Annotated in this window: 14 protein-coding genes; 8 read left to right on the forward strand and 6 right to left on the reverse strand. The window is 71.0% G+C overall.

What is annotated here, in order from left to right; genetic code table 11:
• Positions 1–6: 6 nt before the first annotated feature.
• The 4 genes from NNW99_RS25805 (at position 7) to NNW99_RS25820 (ending at position 2721) form a co-directional block, all read left to right on the forward strand.
• Complete coding sequence (locus NNW99_RS25805; protein ID WP_215121495.1) at positions 7–1311, forward strand: hemolysin family protein; 1305 nt, start codon at positions 7–9, stop codon at positions 1309–1311.
• Positions 1308–1667, forward strand: a complete 360-nt coding sequence (locus NNW99_RS25810; RefSeq protein ID WP_215121496.1) for an MmcQ/YjbR family DNA-binding protein — start codon at positions 1308–1310, stop codon at positions 1665–1667. Before NNW99_RS25805 ends, NNW99_RS25810 begins: the two co-directional genes overlap by 4 nt.
• A 36-nt stretch (positions 1668–1703) precedes the next feature.
• Positions 1704–2057 carry a cytidine deaminase gene (locus NNW99_RS25815; RefSeq protein ID WP_215121497.1) on the forward strand — a complete coding sequence of 118 codons (354 nt, stop codon included), beginning with the start codon at positions 1704–1706 and terminating at the stop codon, positions 2055–2057.
• Positions 2058–2244: 187 nt separating this feature from the next.
• A complete protein-coding gene (locus NNW99_RS25820) occupies positions 2245–2721 on the forward strand; it encodes a hypothetical protein (RefSeq protein WP_215121498.1) in 477 nt (158 codons plus the stop codon).
• A 33-nt stretch (positions 2722–2754) separates the two neighbouring features.
• On the opposite strand, the gene NNW99_RS25825 is transcribed toward NNW99_RS25820, so the two are convergent.
• Complete coding sequence (locus NNW99_RS25825; RefSeq protein ID WP_215121499.1) at positions 2755–3093, reverse strand: P-II family nitrogen regulator; 339 nt, start codon at positions 3091–3093, stop codon at positions 2755–2757.
• Positions 3090–4400 (reverse strand): ammonium transporter, encoded by a 1311-nt coding sequence (locus tag NNW99_RS25830; protein ID WP_215121500.1) that lies wholly within the window; start codon positions 4398–4400, stop codon positions 3090–3092. The genes NNW99_RS25825 and NNW99_RS25830 overlap by 4 nt, the downstream gene beginning before the upstream one ends.
• A 172-nt stretch (positions 4401–4572) precedes the next feature.
• On the opposite strand from NNW99_RS25830, the gene era reads away from it, so the two are divergent.
• On the forward strand, positions 4573–5535 hold the full coding sequence (era, locus tag NNW99_RS25835) for a GTPase Era (protein ID WP_189723452.1): 963 nt from the start codon (positions 4573–4575) through the stop codon (positions 5533–5535).
• Positions 5536–5590: 55 nt separating this feature from the next.
• On the opposite strand, the gene NNW99_RS25840 is transcribed toward era, so the two are convergent.
• The 4 genes from NNW99_RS25840 to NNW99_RS25855 form a co-directional block, all read right to left on the reverse strand.
• On the reverse strand, positions 5591–6034 hold the full coding sequence (locus NNW99_RS25840; RefSeq protein WP_251057938.1) for an ATP-binding protein: 444 nt from the start codon (positions 6032–6034) through the stop codon (positions 5591–5593).
• A gap of 158 nt (positions 6035–6192) precedes the next feature.
• The gene (locus NNW99_RS25845) at positions 6193–7524 is read right to left on the reverse strand and encodes a GH1 family beta-glucosidase (RefSeq protein ID WP_215121502.1); all 1332 of its coding nucleotides are present in this window, start codon (positions 7522–7524) and stop codon (positions 6193–6195) included.
• A 58-nt stretch (positions 7525–7582) separates the two neighbouring features.
• The gene (locus NNW99_RS25850) at positions 7583–7849 is read right to left on the reverse strand and encodes a protealysin inhibitor emfourin (protein WP_215121503.1); all 267 of its coding nucleotides are present in this window, start codon (positions 7847–7849) and stop codon (positions 7583–7585) included.
• Positions 7850–7869: 20 nt separating this feature from the next.
• The gene (locus NNW99_RS25855; protein ID WP_215121504.1) at positions 7870–8931 is read right to left on the reverse strand and encodes a M4 family metallopeptidase; all 1062 of its coding nucleotides are present in this window, start codon (positions 8929–8931) and stop codon (positions 7870–7872) included.
• A gap of 347 nt (positions 8932–9278) precedes the next feature.
• Between NNW99_RS25855 and leuA the strand changes: the two genes are divergently transcribed.
• From leuA to NNW99_RS25870, 3 genes are all read left to right on the forward strand, one after another.
• Entirely contained in the window at positions 9279–11000 is a 1722-nt protein-coding gene (gene leuA / locus NNW99_RS25860; RefSeq protein WP_215121505.1) for a 2-isopropylmalate synthase, read from the forward strand.
• A 186-nt stretch (positions 11001–11186) separates the two neighbouring features.
• Positions 11187–11885 (forward strand): TerB family tellurite resistance protein, encoded by a 699-nt coding sequence (locus tag NNW99_RS25865; RefSeq protein ID WP_215121506.1) that lies wholly within the window; start codon positions 11187–11189, stop codon positions 11883–11885.
• A gap of 163 nt (positions 11886–12048) precedes the next feature.
• Positions 12049–14142, forward strand: coding sequence for an MMPL family transporter (locus tag NNW99_RS25870; protein ID WP_215121507.1), 2094 nt, complete (start codon positions 12049–12051; stop codon positions 14140–14142).
• Positions 14143–14154 lie beyond the last annotated feature (12 nt).

Consider the following 14154-nt stretch of genomic DNA (forward strand, 5'->3'; position numbering starts at 1 on the left):
CCGCCGATGAATCCGCAACTCGCCCTGGGCGCCATCGCCCTGGTCGTCGTGGCCTGGCTCGCCGCCTGCGCGGAGGCGGGCCTCGCGCGCGTCTCCAGCTTCCGCGCCGAGGAGGCCGTCCGCTCCGGCCGCCGCGGCAGCGCCAAGCTCTCCCAGGTCGCCGCCGACCCGACCCGCTATCTGAACGTGGCGCTGCTGGTGCGCGTCGCCTGCGAGATGGCCGCCGCCGCACTGATCACCTACGGCTGCCTGATGGAGTTCGACAACACCACCGAGGCCCTCCTGGTCGCCATCGCGGTCATGGTCCTCGTGTCGTACGTCGCCGTCGGCGTCTCCCCGCGCACCATCGGCCGCCAGCACCCGCTCAACACCGCGACGCTCTCCGCGTACGTCCTGGTGCCCCTGGCCAGGATCATGGGCCCCGTCCCGTCGCTGCTGATCCTCATCGGCAACGCGCTCACCCCCGGCAAGGGCTTCCGCCGCGGCCCCTTCGCCTCCGAGGCGGAGCTGCGCGCGCTGGTCGACCTCGCCGAGAAGGAGTCCCTCATCGAGGACGAGGAGCGCCGCATGGTGCACTCGGTCTTCGAACTGGGCGACACCCTGGTGCGGGAGGTCATGGTCCCGCGCACGGACCTGGTGGTCATCGAGCGGTTCAAGACCATCCGCCAGGCCCTCACCCTCGCCCTGCGCTCCGGCTTCTCCCGCATCCCGGTGACCGGCGAGAGCGAGGACGACATCGTCGGCATCGTGTATCTGAAGGACCTGGTCCGCAAGACGCACATCAGCCGCGAGGCGGAGTCCGAGCAGGTGTCCACGGCGATGCGCCCGGCGTTCTTCGTGCCGGACACCAAGAACGCGGGCGACCTGCTGCGCGAGATGCAGAAGGAGCGCAACCACGTCGCCGTCGCCGTCGACGAGTACGGCGGCACCGCCGGCATCGTCACCATCGAGGACATCCTCGAGGAGATCGTCGGCGAGATCACCGACGAGTACGACCGCGAGCTGCCGCCGGTGGAGGACCTCGGCAAGGACCGCTTCCGGGTCACCGCCCGGCTCGACATCGGCGACCTGGGCGACCTCTACGGCCTGGAGGAGTTCGACGACGAGGACGTGGAGACGGTCGGCGGTCTGCTGGCGAAGGCACTGGGCCGGGTCCCCATCGCGGGCGCGTCGTCCGTGGTCGGCCTGCCCGACGGCCGGGAACTGCGGCTGACGGCGGAGGCCGCGGCCGGACGCCGCAACAAGATCGTGACGGTGCTCGCGGAGCCGGTGGAGCCCGCGGACGCCGCCCGGGAGGAGCAGCCGGAATGACCCCGCAGGAGCTGCGCGCGTTCTGCCTGTCCTTCAACGCGGCGGTGGAGGACTTCCCCTTCAGCCCGGAGATCTCGGTCTTCAAGGTCCAGGGCAAGCTGTTCGCCCTGTCGCATCTCGACGTGCGGCCGCTGAAGGTCAACCTCAAGTGCGACCCGGACGACGCGATCCGGCTGCGCCGCGAGCATGAGGGCCTGATCGTCCCCGGCTGGCACATGAACAAGCGCCACTGGAACACCGTCACGGCCGACGGCGGACTCCCGGACCGGCTGGTCCGGGAGCTCGTCGAGGACTCCTACGACCTCGTGGTCGCGGGCCTGCCGCGGGCGGAGCGCCTGCGCCTCGACCGGCCCTGAGACCGGGCCGGGGCGGTCGCTCCGTATGCTCGGATCATGACCGACAGCAGCGCGCTCGACCCCGAGGACCGCAAGATCGTCACCCTGGCCCGCTCCGCGCGGGCCCGCAACGGCGTGCCCGAGGGGGCGGCCGTACGGGACGAGACCGGACGTACGTATGTCGCGGGGACCGTGGCCCTCGACTCCCTGAAGCTCAGCGCCCTGCAGACGGCGGTGGCGATGGCGGTGGCCTCGGGCGCTACGTCCCTGGAGGCGGCGGCGGTCGTGACGGAGGCGGAGTCGCCGTCGGCCGAGGACCGGGCGGCGGTACGGGATCTCGGCGGGGCGCAGACGCCGGTGTTGGTGGCCGGGCCCGACGGGACGGTCAGGGCCACCGTGACCGCCGGTTGACGGGTTGGCCGAACTTCGCTGTAACCGGCGGTAATTAGGCCAGTTTTCAACCTTGCCGCCGCCTGCCCCACACGCATCAATGGAACCGTCAGTTCCGACGGACCGTCAGGTTCGACTCTCGGCAGTGTGTCCGCATCCATGTGCCGAGCGGTCCACCCCCCCCCCACGGAAACGGAGCCGGAATCCCATGAGATGCAAGCGAATCGGAGCAGGTGCGGCACTGGCGGCCGGGGCCCTCGCGGTCACCGGACTCGCCTTCGCCCCCGCGGCCCTCGCCGTCACCCCCCAGACGGCGACGATCAGCGCGGACTGCGGCACCTTCGGCAGTGGCGAGGCCACGCTCACGGCCACGCAGAACGGCACCGCCGCCACCGTCACCGTCAAGTCCTCGGCGATCACCGCGCCGATCGCCCTGGGCGCGGACTCGATCACGTCCTCGCTCACCCTGGTGAAGTCCGGCGGCGGCACCGTCGCCTTCACCGGCACCGAGAACCCGGCGATGGCCGCCGGCGCACCCGTCGAGGTCGGCCCCCTCAGCGGCACCGTGGCCTCAGGCGACAGCCTGGAGGCCTTCGGCGGCTCGCTGAAGATGACCGTCTTCGGCATCACCATCACCTGCACGGCGACCGGGCCGCAGTCGCCGGGCCCGTTCGTGTTCGACTGAGGGTCCTGAGATCGAAGCGGCGCGGCCCCGGTGTCAGAGCGCGTCGGGGCCGCGCTCGCCCGTCCGCACCCGTACGACGGTGTCGACGGGCAGCGCCCACACCTTCCCGTCGCCGATCTTGCCGGTGTGCGCGGCCCTGACGACCGCGTCGATGACGGCCTCGGCGTCCGCGTCCTCGACGACGACCTCGATACGGACCTTCGGCACCAGGTCGACCTGGTACTCGGCGCCGCGGTACACCTCGGTGTGGCCGCGCTGCCGGCCGTAGCCGCTGGCCTCGGTCACGGTCAGGCCGTGCACGCCGAGCTCCTGCAGGGCGTTCTTGACCTCGTCGAGGCGGTACGGCTTGACGATCGCGGTGATGAGCTTCATGCCTGGGGGGTGACCTTCTGGGCGTGGGGGACGACGGAGGAGGAGACCGGGGCGCCGTGGCCCAGGACCCCGTGATCGTAGGCGGTCTCGGCGTGCACCGTAAGGTCCAAGCCGGTCTGCTCCTGCTCCTCGCTCGCGCGGAAGCCCAGGGTGACATCGATCAGCTTGCCGATGCCGTACGTCACGGCGAAGGCGTACACCGCCACCACGACCACGGCCACCACCTGCTTGCCCAGCTGGGCGAGGCCGCCGCCGTAGAGGAGGCCCTCCGCGCCGCCGGTCATCGAGTCGACCGCGAAGACGCCGATGAGGAGCGTGCCGATGACACCGCCGACCAGGTGGACACCGACGACGTCCAGGGAGTCGTCGTAGTTCAGCTTGAACTTCCAGCTCACGGCGTACGAGCAGACGGCGCCGGCGGTGAGGCCGACGACCAGGGCGCCGAGCAGGGAGACCGAACCGCAGGACGGGGTGATCGCGACCAGGCCGGCGACCGCGCCGGACGCCGCGCCCAGGGTGGTGGGGTGGCCGTCGCGCTTCTGCTCGACGAAGAGCCAGCCGAGCAGGCCGGTGCAGCCCGCGGCGAGGGTGTTGAGGAAGGCCGCGGCCGCGAGGCCGTTGGCGCCGAGGGCGGACCCGGCGTTGAAGCCGAACCAGCCGAACCAGAGCAGACCCGCGCCCAGCATCACCATGGGCAGGTTGTGCGGGCGCATGGAGTCCTTCTTGAAGCCCATGCGCGGGCCGAGGACCAGGCACAGCGCGAGCCCCGAGGCGCCGGAGACGATCTCGACGGGCAGCCCGCCCGCGAAGTCGAGGGCGCCGAGCTTCTCCAGGATCCAGCCACCCGGGCCCCACACCCAGTGCGCGACCGGAACGTATACGAGCAGCGCCCACACCGGCACGAACACCAGCCACGCCCCGAACTTCGCCCGGTCCGCGACCGCGCCGCTGACCAGGGCGGCCGTGATGATCGCGAAGGTGAGCTGGAAGGTGGCGAAGAGGAGCGTGGGGACGGTCCCCTGGACACTGTCCGGGCCGATGCCGCTCATGCCGATGTGGTCGAGGCCGCCGATGAGACCGCCCCCGGCGTCCTCGCCGAAGGTGAGGGAGAACCCGGCCGCCAGCCAGACCACCGTCACCAGGGCGATCGACACGAAGCTCATCATCAGCATGTTGAGCACGCTCTTCGTGCGGACCATGCCGCCGTAGAAGAGGGCCAGTCCGGGAGTCATCAGCAGGACGAGGGCGGTGGCGGCGAGCAGCCAGGCGGTGTCGCCGGTGTCGGCGCTTGCGGCGGCCAGGGACACGGTGTCTCCAACGGGGTGGGGCTCCGGGGGTTCGTCAGAGGTTCACCGGCATCCGTTTCGGGTTGCGTACGGGTGTGTTTCCGTGACGTTTCGTTGCGTGAGGGTTTCCTGGAGCTCACCGGCCGGGCGGCGTTCGGGCGCCTGTGCGGCGGGGCTCTGTGGATCAGGGAGAATGGGCGCCATGAGCGTTCGTACCCAGTCATCCGAAGAGCCGGCCGAAGCTGTCCACAGGGCTGGCTTCGCCTGCTTCGTGGGCCGTCCCAACGCGGGCAAGTCCACCCTCACGAATGCTCTGGTCGGCCAGAAGGTGGCGATCACGGCGAATCAGCCGCAGACGACGCGGCACACCGTGCGGGGCATCGTGCACCGCCCGGACGCGCAGTTGATCCTGGTCGACACCCCGGGTCTGCACAAGCCGCGCACGCTGCTGGGCGAGCGGCTGAACGACGTCGTGCGCACGACGTGGGCCGAGGTCGACGTGATCGGCTTCTGCCTGCCGGCGAACGAGAAGCTCGGCCCCGGCGACCGCTTCATCGCGAAGGAACTGGCGTCCATCAAGAAGACGCCGAAGATCGCGATCGTCACGAAGACCGACCTGGTGGACGGCAAGACGCTCGCCGAGCAGCTCATCGCGATCGACCAGCTCGGCAAGGAGCTCGGTTTCGAGTGGGCGGAGATCGTCCCGGTGTCGGCGGTCGGGGACAAGCAGGTGAACCTGCTGGCCGACCTGATCGTGCCGCTCCTGCCGGAGGGCCCGGCGCTCTACCCCGAGGGCGATCTGACCGACGAGCCCGAGCAGGTCATGATCGCGGAGCTGATCCGGGAGGCCGCGCTGGAGGGCGTCCGCGACGAGCTGCCGCACTCCATCGCCGTGGTCGTCGAGGAGATGCTCCCCCGCGAGGACCGCCCCGCCGACAAGCCCCTCCTCGACATCCACGCCTTCGTCTACATCGAGCGCCCCAGCCAGAAGGGCATCATCATCGGCCCCAAGGGCAAGCGCCTGAAGGACGTCGGCATCAAGTCCCGCAAGCAGATCGAGGCCCTGCTGGGCACGCCGGTCTTCCTGGACCTCCATGTGAAGGTCGCGAAGGACTGGCAGCGGGATCCGCGGCAGTTGCGCAAGCTGGGGTTCTGAGGCTCGTTACGACGGCCTCGCCAGGCTCGCCACTACGGTGTCGCCAGGCTCGTCACTACGGCGTCGCCAGGCTCGCCCACACCGCGTTGCCGCCGGTGAGGGTCGAGCGGGTGATGCCCCAGCTCTCCGCTATCTCCCGGACGAGCAGCAGGCCGCGGCCGTTCTCGTCGTCGAGGCCGGGGCTGCGGTCGGGGATGCCGCGGCCCGAGAGGTCGCCGTCGTGCACCTCCAGCCGGAAGCGCTCGTCGGGCAGCAGCCCGACACCGCACAGGATCCGCGCGCTGAGCGTGTGCAGCACGGCGTTGGTCACCAGCTCGGACACGAGCAGGACGGCGTTCGCGCACACCTCGTCGGGTGCCTGCCACGACTCCAGCCGCGCCCGCAGGGCATGACGGGCGCTTCTGACGCTGGTCCGGTGCGGCGGCAGCTCCAGCCAGTGGGTGCGGCCCGGGCGCACCGCGTCAAGGAACCGGGGGATGGACGTCGTGTGGGGGGACACGGCAGTCGCCTTCCGTGGGGGGTGGGAAGGGGCGAGGCGGACAACGGACCGGCCGGGAGTGGGGAGTGGGGTTCCGACTCTGGTCGCGCAAGTAATCATGCTCGCAGAGCAGTTCACCCTGCAACCATCCCCGGCCCGGCCCGTGGCCGGCGTGGGCGTCAGGCCGTGGCGCCCGTGGCGTCCTGCGCCTTCAGCAGCTCCCGGTACCAGCGGTACGACGACTTCGGGGTCCGCTCCTGGGTCTCGAAGTCGACATGGACCAGGCCGAAGCGGCGCGCGTAGCCCTCCGCCCACTCGAAGTTGTCGAGCAGGGACCAGACGAAGTAGCCGCGCACATCGACGCCCGCCTCCAGCGCCCGGTGCAGCGCCCGGACATGGCCGTCCAGGTAGGCGATGCGGTCCTGGTCGTCGACGCCCGGGTAGGAGCAGCCGTTCTCGGTGATGACGACGGGCGGGAGCCGGTCGCCGTAGCGCTCGCGGAAGCCGGTGAGGAGTTCGGTGAGGCCCTCGGGTACGACCGGCCAGCCGAAGTCCGTGACCGGGTGGCCCTCGATCTCGCGGACGGAGAAGGGCAGTTCGGCGGGCATGGAGACGCCGCCGAACTCGATCTCCGTGCCCTGCGGGGCGCCCACCCGGGTCGGCGCGTAGTAGTTGACGCCGTACCAGTCGAGCGGCTCGGCGATCACCTTCAGGTCGGCCTCGACGTCCCCGGGCATCAGCTCGCCGATGCCGTCCGGGTAGCGGCCCAGCAGCAGCGGGTCCGCGAAGAGGCGGTTCAGCAGCAGGTCGTAGAAATCGGCCGCCTCCACGTCCGCCGCCTCGGTCGACGCCGCCCAGGTCGGGCCGTGCGAGTTGGCGACGCCGATGTCCGTGGCGCCCGAGGCGCGCAGGGCCCGGACGGCCAGGCCGTGGGCCAGCAGCTGGTGATGGGCGACCGGCAGCGCGTCGAACAGCAGCTTCCGGCCCGGTGCGTGCACGCCCAGGGCGTGGCCCAGCAGGGTGTGCTCGGCGGGCTCGTTCAGGGTGATCCACTTGGTCACCCGGTCACCGAGGCGCTCGGCGACCAGCGACACGTACTCGGCGAAGCGCGCGGCCGTGTCCCGCTCCAGCCAGTCCAGGTCCGCCGGCAGGTCCCAGTGGAAGAGGGTCGGCACCGGGCGGACGCCCGCCGCGCACAGGTCGTCGACCAGCCGGTCGTAGAAGTCCAGGCCCTTCTCGGAGCGCACCCGCGGCCAGGAGACGGAGAAGCGGTAGGCGTTCACGCCGAGGTCCGCCAGCAGCGCCACGTCCTCGCGGTGGCGGTGGACATGGTCGCAGGCCACCGCCGCCGTCGAGCCGTCCTTGATCCGCCCCGGCTCGGCCGTGAAGGCGTCCCACACGGACGGCTCGCGCGCGTCCACCGCGCCCTCGATCTGGTGCGCCGAGGTCGACACGCCCCAGAGGAAACCGGCCGGGAAACGGGGGATCGGATTGCCTGCGTCAGTCGCCATGCGCTGGATCATCCGTACCGGTGGTAACGGAAGTCAACAGGCCGCCGCCCAGGACCTGTTACGCCCCTTCCTTCAGCACCCGAGAGATCAGCTTGCGCTGCTCGTCCGTCAGCCGGGGGTCGGAGCAGTAGACCGTCCGGTCGTCCACCGTGAGCTGGTAGCTGAAACCGTCCGGCACCCCGATCGGCGGAGTGCCCCGGCCGGCGGCCACCGCCTGCTCGGCCAGGGCGTGCCACTCGGCGGCATCGGGGCGGCCCGAGGTGTCCACCTCGGCATGCCGCTCGATACCCGCGAACCCGCCTGTGCGCCTCACCTGAATCCGCATGGCACCTGTCTAGTACGGAACTACAGGGTCCGCACCCCGACCTGCTCCCAGGCCTTCGACACGGCGTCCAGCTCCTCCCCGTCGCCGAAGCGCTCCCGGGCGGCCTTGACGGTGAGCGTGGCGAAGTCGGTGAACATCGCCTGCTCCTTCAGCTCGCCGCCGGTCAGCACGTCGTACCAGACCTGTCCCGCGCGCTCCCAGGCATGGCCGCCGAGGGCCGTGGCCGCGAGGTAGAAGGCGTGGTTGGGGATGCCCGAGTTGATGTGGACACCGCCGTTGTCGCGGCCGGTGCGGACGAAGTCGTCCATGGTCGCGGGCTGCGGGTCCTTGCCGAGGACATCGTCGTCGTACGCCGTGCCCGGCTCCTTCATGGAGCGCAGCGCCACGCCCGTCACCCGCGGGGCGAGCAGGCCCGCGCCGATCAGCCAGTCGGCCTCGGCGGCGGTCTGGCCGAGTGTGTACTGCTTGATCAGCGCGCCGAAGACGTCCGACACGGACTCGTTCAGCGCGCCCGGCTGGCCGAAGTAGGTGAGGTTCGCGGTGTACTGCGTGACGCCGTGGACGAGCTCGTGGCCGATGACGTCGATCGGGATGGTGAAGTCGAGGAAGATCTCCCCGTCGCCGTCCCCGAAGACCATCTGCTCGCCGTTCCAGAAGGCGTTGTTGTAGTCGCGGTCGTAGTGCACCGTCGCGTTCAGCGGCAGGCCGTTCCCGTCGATCGAGTCGCGCTGGTACGCCGTGAGGAGCAGCTCGAAGGTGGCGCCGAGGCCGGCGTAGGCGCGGTTGACCGTGGCGTCCTTGCCGGGCTTGTCGCCCTCGCCGCGGACCTTGTGGCCGGGCAGGTCGGTGCCGTGCCGGGCGTCGTGGATCGTGCGCTGCGGCTTGCCGTCGGCGACCGAGGCGACGGCGCTCGCGCCGAGGACCGTGGTGAGGCGGCGCTGGGTGCGCTCGAAGGCGTCGCGCTGCAGGGTCCGGCGGGCCGGTCCGGCCAGCGCGGGGTCCTCGGCCTGGGAGAGCTTGTCGAGGACATGGGGCGGAACGATGGTGCAGAAGACGGGCTCGAAGCCCCCGTGGTTGGTCATGCCCCGCACCATTGCACTGGGTGATTATTTTGTCACCAGGTGCAACCATGATTGGTGAAATGTGGGGATGCAGGCGCCATAGGCGGTTGCGCTGTGTTACGGGCGCGGGCCGAATGTGGCTGATCGCGCAGTTCCCCGCGCCCCTTTCGGGGCGCTGCAGTCCCGCATACTGATACGGAACCCCTCGTCCGGAGAGGCTCGGCTAGCATGCTGCGCATCATGCGTTTCGGGCTGCTTCTCCTTAGCTGCCGCGGCGAGGGCCTGTAGTCGAGGCCGACCCCCTCCCCGCGGAGCTTGGTGCTGCGTCGTCGGCCGTCCTTCCGGACATCCTGAGGAGCCCCCGCATCATGGCGAACCGCCAGCAGCCCAGCACCATGCCGATCCACAAGTACGGCCGCTACGAGCAGGTCGACATCCCGGACCGCACCTGGCCGGCCAACCGGATCACCACCGCCCCCCGCTGGCTCTCCACCGACCTGCGCGACGGCAACCAGGCGCTGATCGACCCCATGTCGCCCGCCCGCAAGCGCGCCATGTTCGATCTGCTGGTCAAGATGGGCTACAAGGAGATCGAGGTCGGCTTCCCGGCCTCCGGCCAGACCGACTTCGACTTCGTGCGCTCCATCATCGAGGAGCCGGGCGCGATCCCCGACGACGTCACCATCTCCGTACTGACCCAGGCCCGCGAGGACCTGATCGAGCGCACGGTGGAGTCCCTGAAGGGCGCCAAGCGCGCCACGGTCCACCTGTACAACGCCACCGCCCCCGTCTTCCGCCGGGTCGTCTTCCGCGGCTCCAAGGACGACATCAAGCAGATCGCGATCGACGGCACGCGGCTGGTCATGGAGTACGCGGAGAAGCTGCTGGGCCCGGAGACGGAGTTCGGCTACCAGTACAGCCCCGAGATCTTCACCGACACCGAGCTGGACTTCGCGCTGGAGGTCTGCGAGGCGGTCATGGACGTCTGGCAGCCCGGCCCGGGCCGCGAGATCATCCTCAACCTGCCGGCGACCGTCGAGCGCTCCACGCCCTCCACGCACGCCGACCGCTTCGAGTGGATGGGCCGCAACCTGACCCGTCGCGAGCACGTGGTCCTCTCCATTCACCCGCACAACGACCGCGGCACCGCCGTCGCCGCCGCCGAGCTGGCCCTGATGGCCGGCGCCGACCGCGTCGAGGGCTGCCTGTTCGGGCAGGGCGAGCGCACCGGCAACGTCGACCTGGTCACCCTGGGCATGAACCTCTTCTCCCAGGGCGTCGACCCGCAGATCGACTTCTCCGACATCGACGAGATCCGTCGTACGTGGGAGTACTGCAACCAGATGGAGGTCCACCCGCGCCACCCCTACGTGGGCGACCTGGTCTACACGTCCTTCTCCGGCTCCCACCAGGACGCCATCAAGAAGGGCTTCGACGCCATGGAGGCCGACGCCGCCGCCAAGGGCGTCACCGTCGACGACATCGAGTGGGCGGTGCCCTACCTGCCGATCGACCCCAAGGACGTCGGCCGCTCCTACGAGGCGGTCATCCGGGTCAACTCGCAGTCCGGCAAGGGCGGTATCGCGTACGTCCTGAAGGACGGCCACAGCCTGGACCTGCCGCGCCGTATGCAGGTCGAGTTCTCCAAGGTCATCCAGGCCAAGACGGACGCCGAGGGCGGCGAGGTCACGCCGAAGGACATCTGGGCGGCCTTCCAGGACGAGTACCTGCCCAACCCCGAGAACCCCTGGGGCCGGATCCAGGTCAAGAACAACCAGTCGACCACCGACACCGACGGCGTGGACACGCTGAAGGTGGAGGCCACGGTCGACGGCCAGGACACCGTCCTGACCGGCTCGGGCAACGGCCCCATCTCGGCCTTCTTCGACGCGCTGCAGTCCGTCGGCATCGACGTACGCCTGCTGGACTACCAGGAGCACACGATGAGCGAGGGCGCCTCCGCGCAGGCCGCCTCCTACATCGAATGCGCGATCGACGACAAGGTCCTGTGGGGGATCGGAATCGACGCGAACACCACGCGCGCCTCCCTGAAGGCGGTCGTCTCGGCCGTCAACCGCGCGACGCGCTGACCAGTCGTAACGGGGATTGTGGGGCTCTGCCCGCCGTTGTCCGGCGGGTGGAGCCCCGTCACATACCGGCCAATCCCTGTGAGGGTCACGGAAAGGTCTCCTCCGGGGTGCTGACTCCTCCTCATGGATGTGGCTAACATCACGCAAGCGCGGCGACGCTGCCGCGCGGCGTGACGGAGGTGCGACGTGCTGCCAGGACGGGGACGAAACGGCCATGCCGCCAGGTTTTCCAGCATCCTGGGCACCCGTATCGCATGGACGGCCGCCGGTGACGGGGAGTTCTTCTGCCCCGGCTGCGGCGGCGACCGGAACTACCAGCGGCTGACCGGACAGCGCCGCTTCACCCTGCTCGGCCTGCCCGTGCTGCCGCGCGGCGAGACCGGCCCGGTCGTGGAGTGCGCCGCCTGCCGCCGCCACTTCGGCACGGACGTCCTCGACCATCCGACGACCACCCGCTTCTCCGCGATGCTCCGCGACGCCGTGCACACCGTCGCCCTCGCGGTGCTGGCGGCGGGCGGCGCCGGTTCCCGTACGGCCCTGGAGACCGCCGTGCTCGCCGTGCGCGCGGCCGGCTTCGACGACTGTACGGAGGAGCAGCTCGCCGCCCTCGTCGAGGCGCTGGAGGCGGACACCGGCCGGATCTCCGGCGAGCCCTGCGGCGCCGGGCTGGCCATAGAGCTCCACGAGGCGCTGGACCCGCTGGCCCCGCACCTCGCCACCGTCGGCCGTGAGTCGATCCTGCTCCAGGGCGCCCGCATCGCCCTGGCGGACGGGCCGTACACCCCGGCCGAGCGTGACGTCCTCGCGACGGTGGGGGCGGCGCTGACCATCTGCTCGGACGATGTGACCCGGCTGCTGGCGGCCGCCGCGCGCACGCCGTCGTAGGACGCCTCCCCGCGATACCCGCGTTACTCCCCGGGGAGTAGTCCGCGGCTCGTGCCGCCCCGGGCAGTACCCCGTAAGTCGGCCTCGCGCCCGACGAACCGGCGCCCGCGCGCCGGGAGTCTGGAGAGCGTTCCAGACACCCGACGCGGAGGGAGCCCGGCTGATGGGGGACACAAGGACAGGAACGGGGCGGCGGCGGGCCGTGGTGCCCTGGGCGGTGGTCGGGCTGTGGCTGGCCGCGCTCGTCCTGCTCGGGCCGCTCGCCGGGAAGTTCTCCGGTATCCAGCAGAACCGCGCGGTCGACTATCTGCCCGACAGCGCCGACTCCACCCAGGTGGCCCGGATCCAGGACCGGCTGCCCGGCGGGGAGTCGACCGACCTGGTGCTCGTCTACCACCGGGACGGCGGCCTGACCGACGCCGACCGGCGCACCGCCGCCGAGCAGCTCGCCGAGGTGGGCGGCGCTTACGACCTGACGGGCGGCGAGGCGCGGGGTGTTCCGTCGAAGGACGGCTCCACCCTGATGTACCCCGTCTCCAGCACCCAGCCGGGGCAGGACGAGGAGGCCCGGGACGCCTTCGTCGACGGGGTGCGCGACATCGCCGGGGGCGGCGGCGGGCTGAGCGTCGAGGTCGGCGGGCCGGGGGCGCTGAACACCGATATGAACAAGGTGTTCGGGACGCTCGACGCCACCCTGCTGTTCGCCACGCTCGGCGTCGTCACCGTGCTGCTGATCCTCATCTACCGCAGCCCCTTCCTGTGGCTGGTCCCGCTCGCCGTCGCGGGCGTCGCCGCCGCCACGGCGATGGCCGCCGGATACGGACTCCACGAACTGTTCGACGTCACCGTCACCGGCCAGAGCGGCGGGGTGATGACCGTGCTCGTCCTCGGCGCCGGCACCGACTACGCGCTGCTGATCGTCTCCCGCTACCGCGAGGAACTGCGGCGCCACGAGCGGCCGTACGACGCCATGCGCGCCGCCCTGCGCGGCTGCGGTCCGGCCGTCCTCGCCTCCTCGGGGACCGTCGCGGCCGGGCTGCTGTGCCTGCTCGCCGCCGACCTCAACAGCAGCCGCGGCATGGGGCCGGTCGGCATGGTCGGCGTCCTCGCCGCGCTGGTCGCCATGACGACCCTGCTGCCCGCGGTGCTGGTCCTGCTCGGGCGGCGCGTCTTCTGGCCGCTGATCCCCTCCTTCGGGAGCGAGCCGAAGGCCCGGCGGTCGCTGTTCGCCGCGATGGGCACGTCGGCGACGCGCCGGCCCGCCCTGGTGCTGGTCGGCGGGGGCGTGCTGCTGGGTGCCCTGGCGCTCGGCACGTTCAATCTGTCCGGCGGCATCAAGCAGGAGGACTCGTTCACCGAGCGGCCCGAGTCGATCACCGCGATGCGGACGCTGGCGCAGGAGTATCCCGAGCGCAGCAGCCGGCCCGTGACGGTCATGGCGCCCGAGGGACGGGCCGGGGCGGTGGCGGAGCGGGCCCGTGCGACCGACGGGGTCGCCGAGGTGGTTCCCGGGCGGAGTGGTTCCGGGTGGACGGAGATCGCCGTCTTCACGACCGCCGCGCCCGAGACGTCGTCGGAGACCCGGACCATCGAGGCGTTGCGGGCCGGGCTGGATCCTCAGGGCGCGTATGTCGGCGGGCCCAGCGCCCAGCAGATCGACCTGGCCGACAGCGAGTCCCGGGACCGTGGCGTGGTCGTGCCGTTGGTGCTCGCCGCCGTGTTCGTCATCCTCGTCGGCCTGTTGCGCAGCCTCGTCGCGCCGTTGCTGCTGCTGGCGGCGGTGGTCGCGGTGTGGGGTGCGGCGCTGGGCATCGGCGGGCTGGTCTTCGAGCCGGTGTTCGGGTTCGGTGGTACGGATGCCGGGCTCGGGTTGCTGTCCTTCGTGTTCCTGGTGGCGCTCGGGGTGGACTACGGCATCTTCCTGATGCACCGGATGCGGGAGGAGTCCGTACGGGGGGCCGAGCCGGAGGTGGCCGCGCTCACCGCGTTGCGGACGACGGGTGGGGTGATCGCCTCGGCGGGGGTGGTGCTCGCGGCGACGTTCGCCGTGCTGACGACGTTGCCGATGGTCGGGCTGGTGGAACTCGGGTTCGTCATCGCTGTGGGGGTGTTGGTGGATACGTTCCTGGTGCGTACGTACTTGGTGACCACGGCGAGTGTGCTGTTGCGGCGGCGGGTGTGGTGGCCGGGGAGGCTCTCGCGTGCACCGGAACTGCCCGTTGAGGCTGAGCGCGGGCGGGTGCGCAGCCCGGCGTAGCGGGGTGCCGCT

This window comes from Streptomyces sp. CRCS-T-1, assembly GCF_024442335.1.
Classification (GTDB): domain Bacteria; phylum Actinomycetota; class Actinomycetes; order Streptomycetales; family Streptomycetaceae; genus Streptomyces; species Streptomyces koelreuteriae.

Excerpts from the sequence above, each read along its gene's own strand:
- NNW99_RS25805 (WP_215121495.1), top strand. The coding sequence starts at position 7 with ATGAATCCGCAACTCGCCCTGGGCGCCATCGCCCTGGTCGTCGTGGCC.
- NNW99_RS25810 (WP_215121496.1), top strand. The coding sequence starts at position 1,308 with ATGACCCCGCAGGAGCTGCGCGCGTTCTGCCTGTCCTTCAACGCGGCG.
- NNW99_RS25815 (WP_215121497.1), top strand. The coding sequence starts at position 1,704 with ATGACCGACAGCAGCGCGCTCGACCCCGAGGACCGCAAGATCGTCACC.
- NNW99_RS25820 (WP_215121498.1), top strand. The coding sequence starts at position 2,245 with ATGAGATGCAAGCGAATCGGAGCAGGTGCGGCACTGGCGGCCGGGGCC.
- NNW99_RS25825 (WP_215121499.1), bottom strand. The coding sequence starts at position 3,093 with ATGAAGCTCATCACCGCGATCGTCAAGCCGTACCGCCTCGACGAGGTC.
- era (WP_189723452.1), top strand. The coding sequence starts at position 4,573 with ATGGGCGCCATGAGCGTTCGTACCCAGTCATCCGAAGAGCCGGCCGAA.
- NNW99_RS25845 (WP_215121502.1), bottom strand. The coding sequence starts at position 7,524 with ATGGCGACTGACGCAGGCAATCCGATCCCCCGTTTCCCGGCCGGTTTC.
- NNW99_RS25850 (WP_215121503.1), bottom strand. The coding sequence starts at position 7,849 with ATGCGGATTCAGGTGAGGCGCACAGGCGGGTTCGCGGGTATCGAGCGG.
- NNW99_RS25855 (WP_215121504.1), bottom strand. The coding sequence starts at position 8,931 with ATGACCAACCACGGGGGCTTCGAGCCCGTCTTCTGCACCATCGTTCCG.
- leuA (WP_215121505.1), top strand. The coding sequence starts at position 9,279 with ATGGCGAACCGCCAGCAGCCCAGCACCATGCCGATCCACAAGTACGGC.
- NNW99_RS25870 (WP_215121507.1), top strand. The coding sequence starts at position 12,049 with ATGGGGGACACAAGGACAGGAACGGGGCGGCGGCGGGCCGTGGTGCCC.